The organism is Pseudomonas sp. XS1P51 (genome assembly GCF_054897845.1).
In genome coordinates this window covers 4,814,567-4,828,863 of record NZ_CM142707.1, presented here as the reverse complement: position 1 = coordinate 4,828,863, position 14,297 = coordinate 4,814,567, and the positions used below count along the sequence as shown (strand labels likewise).

Sequence of the window (14,297 nt, the reverse complement as noted above, 5' to 3'; positions counted from 1 at the left end):
CTGTTTTTCCGGTTTTTTATTCATGTGTACGAAAAGTGAACAGTTTAGTTTCAGCCCTGAAACAGGCATGGATATTGGATCCACGATAATTTCATCAACAGAGTTATCCACAGGCTGCGGCTGTTTAGCAGCGTTCTGCCAACAGTAGGAAGTTACGCGGTGTGAGCGCTGTTTCGCAGAACGTTCCGAGGCGAACGGCGTAACCCTGCTCGGAGAGGAAAAGTGCCCGATCGAGGATCAACCAAAGCTCCAACGGGCGTCGGAAAAGGCCTCGTAGCAGCTCCAGGTTACGTACCTTGGCCAGTCGCATCCAACCGGCGGCTTCGAGTGCTGACCAATCCTGCGGGCCGATTGTGGATAACTCTTTGAGTGCGGCCAAATGATGGCAGTAATCGGCGAAAGATTTGTCCAGCCATGCGCTGGGCAGGGAAGGTGTTGGCAGGTACTCGTCAACGCCGCGCAATTGCCGTTGAAGCAGGTCGAAGGCCAGGCGCCGGGCCATGGAAGTGTCGCGCTGGCGTCGGACACGGGCACCGGCGGTGACGGTTTCACTCATCGGCAACGAAAGATCATCGAGGGATAACTGTAGGTCAGAGCGCCGGGCAGCCGAGGAAATCGGCTGATATTCGCTCAGACTGATCCGGTTGTAGCAGCAAGGCGCGATGGCCATTTGTTTGCAGCCCGCCGCGCTCGCGAGCTGAATCAGCCGCACATGCAAATCACCGCAAGCATGCAACGCTACGGGCGTGTGATCGGTATTCAATAAAGAGGCAGCGTCCGCAGCGAGTACATCTTGCTCGACGTGCAGCGCATGCAGTTGATGACGTTGGCTGAGCGCCTGGCCGCTAAGGACCAGCGCTGGATCGTGTTCAAGGCAAGTGAGCTGCTGACCGGCTTGCAGTAGCCGTCGCCCCAAGTGGCCCTTGCCAGAGCACCAGTCCAGCCAATGCTTCGGAGCAGCGGTAAAACCCAAGCGACTGGCAAACGCCTCAATCTGTTGCCACTTGCGCCCCGGCACATCGACATTCAGCCGATGCCCGGCCGCTTCGAGTGCATGAGCCGGCAATTCACCTGCCGCGCTCAACTCAAGGGACAATGCCGTCAATGAAGCAAAAGGCTCCGGCGCCTCCAGCAAACAAGGTTGGTTGTGACTGCTTTCCGCATCTTCCAGCGACCTTCCCCGTAGCCAAAGAGACAACTCCGGGTAGGACGCTTCCCAAGGAAGCCGCAGATGAGTAAACGGACGAGGCTTCCACAGCGCCTGATGCTCAATCAGAAAAGCATCCAGCGCCGTGAAACGGGTGAGTAGGTCCTCACCCGTCAGCACGTAGGAATCAACGTCCTTGGCAGGCATCGACGCGCAGCCAGCGCTCCAGCAGCTTGAAGCCGCGCACCAGAACATAAGCCATCAGCAGATAGAACATGCCCGCCGCGAAGAAGATCTCCACCGGCAGGTAGGTCCGGGCAATGATGGTGCGGGCCATGCCGGTCAGTTCCAGCAGGGTCACGGTACTGGCCAGGGCACTGGCCTTGAGCATCAGGATCACTTCGTTGCTGTACGCCGGCAGGCCGATGCGCGCGGCACGGGGCAGGATGATGTAGAACAGCGCCTTGGGCCGGGACATGCCCAGCGCCCGTGCCGCTTCGATCTCGCCCGGCGGAATCGCCTGGATCGCGCCGCGCAGGATCTCGGCGATGTAGGCCGCGGTGTGCAAGGTCATGGTCGCGGTGGCGCACCAGAACGGATTGCGCAGGTACGGCCACATTGAGCTGTTACGAATCGCGTCGAACTGCGCCAGGCCGTAGTAGACCAGGAACAGTTGAACCAGCAACGGTGTACCACGGAAAAAGAAGATGTAGCCGTAGGGAAATGCCCGCACGTACCAGAGTCGCGACGAGCGCGCGATGCCCAGCGGAATCGCCAGCAGCAAACCCGCGATCACGGCGATGGCCACCAGTTCCAGGGTCAGTGTCGCGCCCTGGGCCAGTTTCGGCAGCCACTTGATGATGACTTCCCAGTTCATTGGGTGCTCCTCGCAAAGCCGCGAGCGGCGCGTCGTTCCATAAAGTACATGCCGGTCATGGCGAGAATCGTCAGGCCCAGGTACATGAACGCGGCCACCATATAGAAGGTGAACGGCTGCTTGGACACGGTCACGCCGATTTGCGCGTGGCGCATGATTTCTTCCAGACCGATGACCGACACCAGCGCGGTATCTTTCATCAGAATCATGAACAGGTTGCCCAGGCCGGGCAGGGCGATGCGCCACATCTGCGGCATGATCAGCTTGGTGAAAATGCGGAATTTCGACAGGCCCAACGCCACGCCAGCTTCACGGTGACCTTTGGGGATGGCGAGGATCGCACCGCGAAACACTTCTGTGGCGTAGGCGCCAAAGCACAGGCCCAGCGCAATTACGCCGGCGGCGAAGGCGTTGAGTTCGAGGTCGGGCTTGCCGAAAAACTCACCCAAGGCACGCATCAGGTTGACCGTGCCGAAGTAGATCAACAGCACCCAGAGCAATTCCGGGATGCCGCGCACCAGCGTCGAATAAGTGCCGCCAAGCCATTGCAACGGCTTGTATGGGGAAGTCTTGGCCAAGGCGCCGAGCAATCCGAGCACCAGCCCCAGGCACAGGGCCGAAAGTGCCAGTTTCACAGTCATCAGCGCGCCAGCGGCGAGCGCCGGGCCGAATCCGTAGAGATCGATAGTCATGGATTTCTTTTCAAATCGCGGCAGGCAATGCCGGGGACTGGCGCCGTCAGAAAACGGCGCCGGTCCGGCAGGTCAGAATCAATAGATGCTGAACGGGAAGTACTTGTCGTTGATCTTCTTGTAGGTGCCGTCAGCGACGATTTCTTTCAGCGCGCCATTCAGCTTGTCGCGGATCGCGTCGCCTTTACGTACAGCGATACCGATCTTGTCGCTTTCTTCCACCGGGTCGCCCTTGAATTCGTAGGACCGGCCGGCGTCGCTTTTCAGCCACTCGTAGTTGACGTACTTGTCGGCCAGGATGCCGTCCAGACGACCGGAAGTCAGGTCCAGATAAGCGTTTTCCTGGGTGTCGTAGAGTTTGACTTCAACGCCTTCCAGGTTGTCTTCCATCCAGGTACCGGCGAGGGTCGCACGCTGTGCGCCGATCACTTTGCCTTTCAGCGACTCTTTGTCGGTTTTGAAATCGACGTTTTTCGGTGCGATGAATTGCAGTTTGTTGGAGTAGTACGGGTCGGTGAAGTCCACCGCTTGCTTGCGCTCGTCGGTGATCGACATCGAGGAGATCAGGAAGTCGAACTTCTTGGCGTTCAGGGCCGGGATGATGCCGTCCCAGTCGGACGTGACCACGGTGCATTCGACTTTCATCTTGGCGCACAGGGCATCGCCGATTTCTTTGTCGAAGCCGACGACATTGCCACTGGCATCTTTATTGTTGAACGGCGGGTAGGCCGCTTCGATGCCCATCTTCAAGGTTTCGGCGGCGGCACCGGCGCTGAAGGCCAGGGTGACGGCAGCAGCCAGGAAGATTTTTTTGTAGTTCTGCATGCGGGTAGCTCCGTTAGCGGTTGCTGGACATGAATTGTTTGCAGCGCGCCGAAAGCGGGTTTTCGAACACCTGCTGTGGCGATCCTTGCTCTTCTACCAGGCCCTGGTGGAGGAACACCACCTCGCTGGACACCTGACGGGCGAAGCCCATTTCATGGGTGACTAGCAGCATGGTGCGGCCTTCTTCGGCCAATGCGCGGATGACATTAAGTACTTCCTGGACCATTTCCGGGTCAAGGGCGGAGGTGGGTTCGTCGAACAGGATCACCTTGGGCTGCATCGCCAGCGTGCGGGCGATGGCCGCGCGTTGTTGTTGACCGCCGGACAGTTGCGCCGGGTAGGCGTGGCGCTTGTCGGCGATGCCGACCTTGGCCAGCAAGGCTTCGGCGACTTCGATGGCCTCGGCCTTGCTCTGGCCGAGCACGCGGCGCGGGGCTTCGATGATGTTGTCGAGCACGCTCATGTGCGGCCACAGATTAAAGTTTTGAAATACAAAACCGATCTCGCTGCGCAGGCGGTTGATCTGCTTGCCGTCGGCAGCGACCAGCTCGCCGTTCTTGGCGGCTTTCAGCTTGAGTTCTTCGCCGGCTACCAGGATTTGGCCCTGGTGCGGGTTTTCGAGCAGGTTGATGCAACGAAGGAACGTGGACTTGCCGGAACCGGAGGAACCCAGGATCGAGATCACATCGCCGTCGCGGGCGGTCAGCGAGATGCCTTTGAGCACCTCCAGCGAACCGTAGCGTTTATGCAAGTTGCGGATTTCAAGCGCGGGCGTGGCCTCAGCCATGTGCGTTCCTCATAGTGTGTTGCGCTCCTGCTATTGGCGGGCCTTCCTGGCGAGGCGGCCAAGCTAGCATAGCGTCTGAATGGCAGCCAACAGCGCTACGGGCGGTAAACGGGTGGCATGTGGCAGGTTGTCGCATCGGTACAGCAGACTGTCGCGCTGCTATCAACCGAACAGCCGTTTGAACCAGACGTGGCGCGGCTGTCCCGTAAAAAATGGCGCGATGTTGCCAGCTTTGGCGGGGTGTTGGAAGCGCTAACCGGCCAAACGTTCCTGATGCGCACTTTTATTGTGCGTTGAGCATTTTTTTGGTGTGTTTCTGGTGCGCTGATTCGTTCATAAAGTGGGTCGCAGGGTAACGCTCTGGCGAATTGCCATTAATCTCAATGGCTTGCGATGACTGACCGGTCGCGCTATAGGCCCCGGGTTTGAGGGGCTTGTAACATTTTGGCGCAATTATTGCGTGCAGAATAAGGAACGCCCCGTTGGTTTCTTTTTACGAGAAGGAACGCCAGGCGGGATGGATGCATTCGCTTTTCCTTACAAAGGTAGTTTCAATGAGCAGTACCCCAAGCTCCAATGGCCTCGAACAGGGGCTCAAACCGCGTCATGTGACCATGCTGTCGATCGCCGGGGTTATCGGTGCCGGCCTGTTCGTCGGCTCGGGTCACGCCATCGCCGCAGCAGGCCCAGCCGTGCTGTTGGCCTATGCCGCTGCCGGTGCTCTGGTGGTTCTGGTAATGCGCATGCTCGGCGAGATGGCCGTCGCATCGCCAGACACAGGCTCCTTCTCAACGTACGCCGATCGCGCGATCGGTCACTGGGCCGGTTTCACCATCGGCTGGCTCTACTGGTGGTTCTGGGTTTTGGTGATTCCTCTGGAAGCCAACGCCGCCGCAACCATCCTGCATGCCTGGTTCCCGAATGTGGCGATCTGGGCCTTCACGTTGGTCATCACCTTGCTGTTGACGGTGACCAACCTGTTCAGCGTGAAGAACTACGGTGAATTCGAATTCTGGTTCGCCCTGGTCAAAGTCGTGGCGATCATCGGTTTTATTGGTCTTGGCATTCTGGCGATCTTCGGCTTCCTGCCCACCAGCCAGGTCAGTGGTGTTTCGCACCTGTTCGATACCCAAGGCTTCCTGCCAAATGGCATGGGTGCGGTGCTGGGCGCCATTCTGACTACCATGTTTTCCTTCATGGGCACCGAGATCGTGACCATCGCGGCCGCGGAATCGAAGAACCCTGGCCAGCAGATTTCCAAGGCCACCAACTCGGTCATCTGGCGGATTGGCTTGTTCTACCTCGTGTCGATCTTCATCGTCGTGGCGCTGGTGCCCTGGAATGACCCGGTACTGGCCGCTGTCGGTTCCTATCAGACCGTGCTGGAACGCATGGGCATTCCGAATGCCAAGCTGATCGTCGATATCGTGGTTCTGGTTGCTGTGACCAGTTGCCTGAACTCGGCGCTGTACACCGCTTCGCGCATGATGTTCTCGTTGGGCAAGCGCGGCGATGCGCCGGCCGTTTCCCAGCGCACCAACAAGAGCGGCACGCCGTACTGGGCCGTCATGTTGTCCACGGGCGCCGCGTTCCTCGCGGTGTTCGCCAACTACGTGGCCCCGGCTGCCGTTTTCGATTTCCTGCTGGCCAGCTCCGGCGCCATCGCGTTGCTGGTGTACCTGGTGATCGCGATTTCGCAACTGCGTATGCGCAAACAGCGTATGGCTCGCGGTGAAAAAATCGCCTTCAGCATGTGGCTGTTCCCGGGCCTGACCTACGCGGTGATCGTATTCATTGTCGCGGCCCTGACGATCATGCTGTTCCAGGATGCCCATCGCGTGGAGATCCTCGCGACCGGTTTGCTGAGCCTGTGCGTGGTGGCTGCCGGGTTGTTTGTGGCTCGCCGTCGCAAGTTGCAGAAGGTGGGTGCGGTGGTGCTGAACTGATTCGTACTCCGTGATGCAAAACGGCCGCTGTCAGTGATGACAAGCGGCCGTTTTTGTTTCTGAGGCGAATGGTTACTCGCCCTTTTCTTCCTGCGCGTCCAGTGACTGGCGATAGCTGTCCAGCGCATCGCCGAAGTCGGTGATGAACTGCGGATCGGTTAGCCAGGCCTGGGCGGCGTCGCGGTCCATGCCGTCGGCCCACATGCGGTAGTCGATCAGCATGTCGGCGGCCAGGTGAGTGGCGGCCATGGCTTCGTTGTCGGCGTTTTCCATGTCCAGCAGTTCTGGGTGGTCGCTGATGATTTCGGCGAGGTTTGACAGCAGGGTCAGCAGCATGTCGTTGCGGCTGGTGGCTTCCGCGTCGCGCATTTTGCTGAACATTGCCAAGGTGTATTCCGGGATCGGCTCACCGATTTCGCCCAGGTCATCGTCCAGTGCGGCGGGTTTTCTGCCGTGGATGTTGATTTGCTTGGCTTTGATCTTGGCGCGCTTGGCGCGTTTCTGTTGCTTGTTCAGGGATGCCATGGGAACTCAGTTCGGTTTCTGTTGGGTTTGGGCGGCGATGATGTCGGACGCTGCAACGTAGTCAGCCTGGAAGGCCGGGGATTCGATCCATGCCAGGGCGCCGGCTTCGTCAGTCTCGGTGGACCATTGGCGATACTCGATCAGCGCGGCGAGGATGAAGTCCATCGCGCCTTCTTCGCCTTCCTGCTCTAGCACCAGTTCCAGTAGCGGGTCTTCCAGGAAGGCAACGCACATGGCTTGCTGGCTGGTTTTTTCGGCGTCGATCATCTTTTTGAACAGTTCGGTCAGGTCCACCGATTCGAAGTCGATGCGATCGTCGTTCGGGTCCAGTTCTACCGGCGCGGCGGCTCGTTGGGTGCGGTTCTGCTTGGCCTTGGCTTTGGCGCGGGTGGCGCGTTTTTGCTGCTTGTTGGCGGAGGCCATGGGCGTCGTTCCGTATTTCGTTGAGTGGGCACGTCAATCAACTGCGTGGCACTAGCCGCCCAGGGGTATCGGGGGCCAGTTCGCCGTTTTGCAGCCAGGACAATGCAATGGGCCATAGTGTGGCTTGGTATGGGCTGCGAAAAAAGGCGAAATGTCCGACTTCTTCTTCGCCGATGTCTTCGGGGGCGATTCGCAAGTGACTGTTTGTGCTGCCGGTGAAGTAGCCGAGCAGGCGTTCGATGGCCGGGATCGTGCCGTAAGGATCGTCGGTGATGCTGATGGCCAGGGTTTTCGCGGTGACTCTGGCGAAAGGGAGCTGGCCGAGCCGTGCATGGATGATGCGACCGCTGGGACGCTTTTCGTAGTGGGCGGTGGGTGTGCTCCAGTCGCGGACCACGCCGGCGGGCGTGTCTTCCAGCCAGCCGAGACGTTTTCCGGGGAAGTAGCCGTAAAGCTTCGTCACCAAGGGCATCACCAGATGCCACTTGCCGAACATCCGCCAGCGATGGACGGGCGCATAATCGCGCCAGTAGGCAAATTGCGCACCGACGGTCACCAGATGCCGGATCAGATGCCCAGAGGCTCCCAGGCCTGCCGCACAGCCTCCGAAGCTGTGGCCGACGACATCGATGGGCTGGCCGGGGAACTCACGTTGAGCGCGCTTGAGCATCGCCTCGAAATCCAGCGCGCCCCAGTCGGACCATGAAGCGTCGAAATCTCTTAATGACGCGGGTCGCGACTCGCCAATGCCACGGTAGTCATGGGTAATGACGTCGAAGCCGTTGGCGAACAGGTAATCGGCGAAGCGCGAGTAGTGGCGACAGCGGACGGAGGTGGCGGCGTTGATGATGACGACCGGGCGCTCGGTGTCCTGAGAGGCGTGCCGCCAAGTGAAACCGCCGAGGATGAAGCCGTCTGCGGCGGGTTCTTTGAACGGTTCGCCAGCAGTGTAGGTGGGCAGCGGCAACTCAATCTGAGTCGGGGCCAGTGAAGGCATGTCCTGTAAATTCATCGGCTTCGTACCTTTTGCGGGTAGCTGCCAACGATAGTCTTCGCGCAACGTGTGAACAATCCATCCGTGTTTATCGTGTAGCTTGATCGAGCAGTCGCTCTTCGAGCGCCGCCCGTTCTCGATCCAGTTTTGCACGGAGTTCATCCTCGCTTGGCAGCACCAGTTTGTACTTGCTGGCGAACAGTTGTTCGTTGCCCTGGCGTTCCAGGGCGCGACTTGCCCAGTTCTGGTTGGCGGCTTCGTCCATGTACCAGTTGCGTGCCTTGTCACTGTCGACTCGCAGCAGCCTGCGGTAGTGGGGTCAGCTCAATTCGAGACGCAGTGCGTCTCGAATTGGAAACGGCTGATAAAACAGCCGCATTGAATTCTTCCGCGGCTGGATGAACAGGCAGAAGAGGATTGCAGGGGAGAGTTGGCCGACGATGCCGGGCGGGTCTGGTAAATCGGACGGACAATCGATTTATTTTGCGGGATTTCACCGACTGTGATCCGCGCTTGAGGAATACAGCGTGTAGTCCGATTCGCAGTGAGCTCAAGTACTAATCAATCTAAAACTTGGCCATTCATCAGGAAATCTAAAGAGGGTAACGATTGGGTTCAATGGAGCCCGGGAGTCGCCATTATGAGGTCCGTCCTTTCATTCATGTTGGCCATCGCCGCTATTGGCGCATTGATGTTTCCAGTCATGCTGAGTGCCGCCAGTCTTGAGCCGATCGACAATTCAGGCGTGCAAGTTCAGCGGCAAGAGCAAAACGGGATTACTTACCTGTCTGGTGGTATCGGCGAGGATGAGTCCAAGGCCATCCAGCAAACCACTGGCTATAACCTACACATGACGTTTTCTGTCGGGCCGGAGAATAAGTACATTCCCGATGTTGACGTGGTCATTCAGAAAGCCCAAGGCCAGACCGTGTTGACGCTGAGTCAGGCTGGTCCACTGGTTTATATCCAGCTACCGCCCGGCAAGTACACCGTGGTTGCGACGCGCAATGGTGAGGAGCGGCGTGATACTGCAGACGTAGGAAGTAGTGCCGCCCGCAATCTGGTCTTTCACTGGGCCGGTGAAAACTAGGCGCCATCTGGCAGGGATTAACATGCCCATTTCTTGTTCAGGCGAATGGGCGGCAGTGAATCAAATCTGTCCGCCCATTGCGTCGTTTCAGACCTGCGCTGCCTGGCCTCTCAGAATCAGCTGTTTACGCTGTTCTTCAGGTAGATCGTTGATGCAATAGTTGATGTAGTACAGATTGAACAAGAATGTATAAAAGGCGTTCATTCTCAAGTCGACTTTATGTTCGCTGAGTGCATATTCCGACAGTGCCTTTTTGGCCTTGAATGCCCACACGATGTACAGCACACAAGAGGCAATGGTGAAAATCCCGGACAGCGTGTCGAAAAGCACGTCCCCTAAGTTGGTGAACGCGCCGCTTAGCCCGACGCAGACTGCCAGCCAGATAATGTAATTATCATCAACCAGTCGTGTTTTTGTGGTCTCGCTGATTATTTTGTTATTTTTATATATCCACAAAATAAGATAAATCCCGGCGGTCGCTAGCGACAGCAGGAACATATTCAAGGTTTTAGTATCGACTTTGTCTTTTAGCTCATTGATTGTTGACATAACTTTTCCATGTCCTGTGACTTAGGGGTATGTGTAGTGGTAACGCTTTGGTGGGTATTGCAGGGGAAGCATTCCTTGCGTCGTTGCCTGTCCTTTTTTTGGCTGCGTACCCCAACTGCGTTTTGGGGCAGGGGGGATTGCATTTGCATCAACTCGGCCGTTTTCCGTGGCGTCTGTTGAGTTAGTGGCGCAACGCTACTACATAGCTTTGCTGGTGGCGAGTGTTGTTTTCGGTATCAGGTCATAGCCTGCGAAAGCAGGTCGCAGGCGGGGCGTTCGCTTGATTGATCTGGGTCATAGCAATAGGCCATTGTTCGGCACATGGTGATTCAAACTATAAGCCTGTTGAGAGAACGCCATGTACAGACCGTTGATACTGATTTTAGGATTAATGCTGGGCGGCACGGCTCCGGCTGACGCAGCCTCCAGTGAACCCATCTTGCCGGTGCAACCTGCAAAAATCACTGATGCAAGCAAGGTTGAGTTGGGTAAACAGCTGTTTTTCGATCCGCGTTTATCCAAATCCGGATTCATTTCCTGTAACTCCTGCCACAACCTGAGCATGGGCGGCAGCGATAACTTACCGACATCTGTCGGTCATAACTGGCACCAAGGGCCGATCAACTCCCCAACGGTGCTCAACTCCAGCATGAGCATTGCGCAGTTCTGGGATGGTCGCGCGGCCAATCTCCAGGAACAGGCTGGCGGCCCTATCGCCAACCCGGGCGAGATGGGGTTCACTCATGATCTGGCCGTGGATGTGCTGCGTTCCATTCCCCAATACCGAACGTCGTTCAAAAAGGTATATGGCGATGATGGGATTAAGTTCGAGGATGTAACCAACGCCATCGCTGCGTTCGAGGAGACTCTGGTCACACCTGGGGCTCCCTTTGACCGCTGGCTGCTCGGAGACAAAAAGGCCATCAGCCCGACAGCCCTGCAAGGCTATCAACTGTTCAAAAGCATCGGTTGTGTCGGTTGCCATAATGGTCAGGCAGTGGGTGGTAGTTCATTCCAGAAAATGGGAATGGTCGAACCGTATGCCACCAAAAACCCGGCCCAGGGCGTCGCTGGCCTGACGGGCAAGGATACGGATCGGATGATGTTCAAAGTGCCAACACTGCGTAACGTCGCGCTGACTTATCCCTATTTCCATGACGGTGCCTACTGGAAACTGGAGGACGCAGTAGATGTGATGTCCAGGCTGCAATTGGGGCGTAAGTTGAGCGCTGATGAAGTCAGTCAGATCGTCGCTTTCCTCGACACACTGACCGGCGATCAACCGAGCTTCAAGCTGCCTGTATTGCCGCCGTCTTCGGCGCAGACTCCGCGCCCGACACCGTTCAATTGATCCTGTAATAAACCGCAGCACGCTGCGGTTTATTACTGTGTTCGACGTCGTAGATAACGGCCTGTAGTCGAAGCTGACTAAATCCCAGGCATAAAAAACCCTGAATCTTGCGATTCAGGGTTTTCGGTATTTGGTGCCGGGGGCGGAATCGAACCGCCGACACGGGGGTTCGACAGCACGCGACCTTCAAGTTGATAGCCCTCTAAAGTCTCTAAAAAGTAAAGCGCAGGGCGGGTCGGCTGCGATCAAAACTGAAGACAAGAAGCGCCGCTCAGCGCCGCACCGGTGATCATAACGAAGCCAAAGATTTAAAGACCGCGACGCGCAAAGGATTGGTTTCTACGCTCAGCAGTTTGATGGCTAAGGCGCAGCAGACCACGATCAACATCGGTTTAATCAACCGTGGGCCGACCCGAACAGCGGCTCGTGCACCCAATTGAGCGCCGATGAAGGCCGCCAAAGCCATGGCTATGGCAATCGGCCAGATAATCACACCTTTGGTAATGAAGACCGACAGAGAACCCAGGTTGCATGAGGCGTTGGCAAGTTTAGTAAAACTCATGGCCCGCATCATGCCCAAGCCGCAGAGAAGTACAAACCCGACAATGAAGAAAGAGCCCACCCCGGGGCCAAATATACCGTCGTAAAAGCCCAGGATCGGCGCCACGGTAAACGAAAAAAGCAGAATGCCGATTTTCTTGCGTCGATCTTCATTGGCCAGCTTTGGAGAGAGCGCAAAATAGATGGCCACCAGAATCAGCATAATAGGCACGCAAACTTCCAAATATCGCTTATCCACAGAGCTGACCAGCAAGGCACCACTGGCGCCGCCGATAAATCCGCAGATCACGAGGAAGCGGCCTTCGCGCCACTCGATCATTCCTTTGCGAGCAAAGGTTACAGTTGCCGAAATAGTTGCTGAAGCGGCCTGGAACTTGTTCGTTGCAATTGCACTGATCGGATCTACACCGGCCAGAAACAATGCAGGTAAGGTGATCAAGCCCCCACCACCGGCAATCGCATCAAAAAAACCGGCGCAAAAAGCGACGAGCGCCAACATGCCAATTAAATCCCAAGACATACATTCCCTCTTTATAGTTATTGGCCAGTAATCACATGACTGGTCGTTCAACAGCCGGAACACTTAAAAAATCAGCCCTGCAGCAGTAATGGGTCCTCTGAAATAACGATAGGGGAAGAAAATTTTGAAAGCCCGAAAATACGAACCAGGACCCGTCTGTTGTCTTTAATGACATCGCGACAGTGCAGGGCTCGGACGTTATTGATGACCATGGCCGACTCTTGCGTCAGCGTGTACTCGACTGGCGTTGCTTCGCCTACCCCCCGGCAAAGGGCGGCGTAGGCCGTTTTGACAAAATTCGAGGCGTTGTCATTGACCGAAAAGCGATAAGAGTTGAAGCGGGCTGCGAGCCCGACCTTGTCGTCAAACTCCAGAATTGAAACGTTGCGGCCATCTTCCCCTTTGCCACTGACAAAGGAGTCGCTACGAGTGAATTGGAAGTTACCCGTGGTCAGTGCGAGGCAGTTGGTGACGCCGATTTTTTCTAGTATGGGCGGCAGCGGAATGACACGCGTAGGTTCCAGGCTCGGGTTCCACAGGGCGGAAAGTATGAGCGACGACGGAGAGGGCGAGTGCCCGTCTTTCGCGTTCACGGCGCACCAGTAAGGCGCCTCGGTATGCGGGCCAAGCGCGAGGCCGGAATGGGAACTCAGTTCTTTGATTTCCAGCTCTGCATTGATTTTGATGAGTCCGCCACCCTTGAAGTTGGCCACCAATCGAACCAGTTTTCCTTCGTTATCCATGTCATAGGCAAAGGAACTGTTATCCACGAGTTTCAACAAGATCTGATTACGGGCGGCCAGGAAAAGGACGTCGTATCGATTATCCAGGGATGTCAGGTCTGGTAGTTTATTTGGAGGGCCGACATCGGTGATTTTTTGCAGCCCTTCAAAGATCAACACGCAAACAAGGCCATTGGAGTAGGCAGCCAGCAGTTCGCATTGGTCTTTGGAAAACGAGAACTTTAATTCTGTGGCTGCCAGAGAGGCTTTGGACTCGGCTCCTGGTGCCTGCGGCCCGCCGATGGCGGCCAGTTCTTCGGCGAACTTGTGAAGCCATGCTGACTGCCGAATATTAAAGCTGAAAATTCTGATTTCTTGTTCAGTAAAAAGCTCAGCGTTTTCGACATCCTGTTCAATGGCGTCAGTCATTGTCTACATCCCTGTTGTGTATCTGCTCCCGGTTATGCGGCAGCTCTTCCTCCGATTCTGCCCAATCCGATGATCAGCGTATGTCATCCATTTCCGTTAAGGCATGCGGAGCGTTCCGACAAACCCGAGAGACGCAAAGAAGGGCCGATCGACGATGCTGACACAGCTCGGGACTCAGCTCCGGAAAGCGTTTCAGGCGCTTGCTGGCGTGGCGATAGGAGGTGGGGAATTGATGCTTCGTCCGGCGCTTCGATGGTGACTGGAACAGTGCCTCACCAAATCCCAGGCATAAAAAAAACCTGAATCTTGCGATTCAGGGTTTTCGGTATTTGGTGCAGAGACGGAATCGAACTTGTGATATAACCTACTGTATTAGATGAATAATATGTAGGCGGTAAATACAATCTACTCACAAATCTACTCACTTTTTATAATCTTGCACCGTTTTTCCATCATCTACGCGTCACCGCCAGTAGTGTTTTCGTAGCCATATCAGTCGGACAGACGGTATCAAACCAGTGGCTTTGGACTTCCGAGTTTTGACCCTTTGCTAATCGGTGGCGCGGGGCTCTGTCCCGACCGAGACTTATCTACTCGATTAGCCGTTGATGGTTTGCCCATCTCTACCCAAGCTTCGTAGCCATCGACATCGATCAGCACTCGCCCATCTGGGGCCTTCCGCCAAACGTAATCTTTCCTCCAGGTGCCGTCTGCGATCTTCGAGCGAATCGCGGCCTCGGTGTATCCCGAGTCGCTGGAAAATTTTCTGACGGTTAAATAGCGCATTTTTCGCGCTCCTCAGTTTGTTCGTTTACATTTTGGCTCGCGTTATATATAGCTGAGATAGTCATTTGCTTTA

Annotated in this window: 16 protein-coding genes and 1 pseudogene; 4 read left to right on the top strand and 13 right to left on the bottom strand. The window is 56.3% G+C overall.

The window, feature by feature from the left end; genetic code table 11:
- Positions 1-124: 124 nt before the first annotated feature.
- The 5 genes from ACYZUD_RS22420 to ACYZUD_RS22400 all read right to left on the bottom strand — a co-directional run bounded on the left by ACYZUD_RS22420 (position 125) and on the right by ACYZUD_RS22400 (position 4,328).
- Positions 125-1,354: a methyltransferase gene (locus tag ACYZUD_RS22420; RefSeq protein ID WP_462020187.1), complete on the bottom strand. Its 1,230-nt coding sequence runs from the start codon at positions 1,352-1,354 to the stop codon at positions 125-127.
- Positions 1,335-2,024 carry an ABC transporter permease gene (locus tag ACYZUD_RS22415; RefSeq protein WP_462020186.1) on the bottom strand — a complete coding sequence of 230 codons (690 nt, stop codon included), beginning with the start codon at positions 2,022-2,024 and terminating at the stop codon, positions 1,335-1,337. The genes ACYZUD_RS22420 and ACYZUD_RS22415 overlap by 20 nt, the downstream gene beginning before the upstream one ends.
- On the bottom strand, positions 2,021-2,716 hold the full coding sequence (locus ACYZUD_RS22410; protein ID WP_462020185.1) for an ABC transporter permease: 696 nt from the start codon (positions 2,714-2,716) through the stop codon (positions 2,021-2,023). Before ACYZUD_RS22410 ends, ACYZUD_RS22415 begins: the two co-directional genes overlap by 4 nt.
- A 78-nt stretch (positions 2,717-2,794) precedes the next feature.
- On the bottom strand, positions 2,795-3,541 hold the full coding sequence (locus tag ACYZUD_RS22405; RefSeq protein ID WP_462020184.1) for an ABC transporter substrate-binding protein: 747 nt from the start codon (positions 3,539-3,541) through the stop codon (positions 2,795-2,797).
- 13 nt (positions 3,542-3,554) lie between these two features.
- Complete coding sequence (locus ACYZUD_RS22400) at positions 3,555-4,328, bottom strand: ABC transporter ATP-binding protein (RefSeq protein WP_007972784.1); 774 nt, start codon at positions 4,326-4,328, stop codon at positions 3,555-3,557.
- Positions 4,329-4,445: 117 nt separating this feature from the next.
- On the opposite strand from ACYZUD_RS22400, the gene ACYZUD_RS22395 reads away from it, so the two are divergent.
- Both ACYZUD_RS22395 and gabP read left to right on the top strand, forming a co-directional pair.
- A complete protein-coding gene (locus tag ACYZUD_RS22395) occupies positions 4,446-4,625 on the top strand; it encodes a hypothetical protein (protein ID WP_462020183.1) in 180 nt (59 codons plus the stop codon).
- 257 nt (positions 4,626-4,882) lie between these two features.
- Entirely contained in the window at positions 4,883-6,274 is a 1,392-nt protein-coding gene (gene gabP / locus ACYZUD_RS22390; RefSeq protein ID WP_462020182.1) for a GABA permease, read from the top strand.
- Between the two features lie 72 nt (positions 6,275-6,346).
- Here the strand turns inward: gabP and ACYZUD_RS22385 are convergent, their stop codons facing one another.
- The 4 genes and pseudogenes from ACYZUD_RS22385 to ACYZUD_RS22370 form a co-directional block, all read right to left on the bottom strand.
- Positions 6,347-6,799, bottom strand: a complete 453-nt coding sequence (locus ACYZUD_RS22385; RefSeq protein ID WP_131061278.1) for a hypothetical protein — start codon at positions 6,797-6,799, stop codon at positions 6,347-6,349.
- A 6-nt stretch (positions 6,800-6,805) separates the two neighbouring features.
- Positions 6,806-7,222 carry a hypothetical protein gene (locus ACYZUD_RS22380; RefSeq protein WP_462020181.1) on the bottom strand — a complete coding sequence of 139 codons (417 nt, stop codon included), beginning with the start codon at positions 7,220-7,222 and terminating at the stop codon, positions 6,806-6,808.
- A gap of 37 nt (positions 7,223-7,259) precedes the next feature.
- Entirely contained in the window at positions 7,260-8,234 is a 975-nt protein-coding gene (locus ACYZUD_RS22375) for an alpha/beta hydrolase family protein (RefSeq protein WP_462020180.1), read from the bottom strand.
- A gap of 70 nt (positions 8,235-8,304) precedes the next feature.
- A pseudogene (locus ACYZUD_RS22370) lies at positions 8,305-8,595 on the bottom strand (DUF1016 N-terminal domain-containing protein); the annotation flags it as partial.
- Positions 8,596-8,856: 261 nt separating this feature from the next.
- On the opposite strand from ACYZUD_RS22370, the gene ACYZUD_RS22365 reads away from it, so the two are divergent.
- Positions 8,857-9,306, top strand: coding sequence for a carboxypeptidase regulatory-like domain-containing protein (locus tag ACYZUD_RS22365; protein WP_462020179.1), 450 nt, complete (start codon positions 8,857-8,859; stop codon positions 9,304-9,306).
- A gap of 87 nt (positions 9,307-9,393) precedes the next feature.
- Here ACYZUD_RS22365 and ACYZUD_RS22360 read toward each other — a convergent pair whose 3' ends face one another.
- Both ACYZUD_RS22360 and ACYZUD_RS22355 read right to left on the bottom strand, forming a co-directional pair.
- A complete protein-coding gene (locus ACYZUD_RS22360) occupies positions 9,394-9,855 on the bottom strand; it encodes a DUF4234 domain-containing protein (protein WP_462020178.1) in 462 nt (153 codons plus the stop codon).
- A gap of 294 nt (positions 9,856-10,149) precedes the next feature.
- Positions 10,150-10,389: a hypothetical protein gene (locus ACYZUD_RS22355; protein ID WP_462025213.1), complete on the bottom strand. Its 240-nt coding sequence runs from the start codon at positions 10,387-10,389 to the stop codon at positions 10,150-10,152.
- Between ACYZUD_RS22355 and ACYZUD_RS22350 the strand changes: the two genes are divergently transcribed.
- Complete coding sequence (locus ACYZUD_RS22350) at positions 10,301-11,206, top strand: cytochrome-c peroxidase (protein WP_462025095.1); 906 nt, start codon at positions 10,301-10,303, stop codon at positions 11,204-11,206. The genes ACYZUD_RS22355 and ACYZUD_RS22350 overlap by 89 nt on opposite strands.
- Before the next feature lie 289 nt (positions 11,207-11,495).
- Here the strand turns inward: ACYZUD_RS22350 and ACYZUD_RS22345 are convergent, their stop codons facing one another.
- Both ACYZUD_RS22345 and ACYZUD_RS22340 read right to left on the bottom strand, forming a co-directional pair.
- Complete coding sequence (locus ACYZUD_RS22345) at positions 11,496-12,287, bottom strand: TSUP family transporter (protein ID WP_462020177.1); 792 nt, start codon at positions 12,285-12,287, stop codon at positions 11,496-11,498.
- A gap of 71 nt (positions 12,288-12,358) precedes the next feature.
- Positions 12,359-13,438, bottom strand: a complete 1,080-nt coding sequence (locus tag ACYZUD_RS22340; RefSeq protein ID WP_462020176.1) for a hypothetical protein — start codon at positions 13,436-13,438, stop codon at positions 12,359-12,361.
- Positions 13,439-14,297 lie beyond the last annotated feature (859 nt).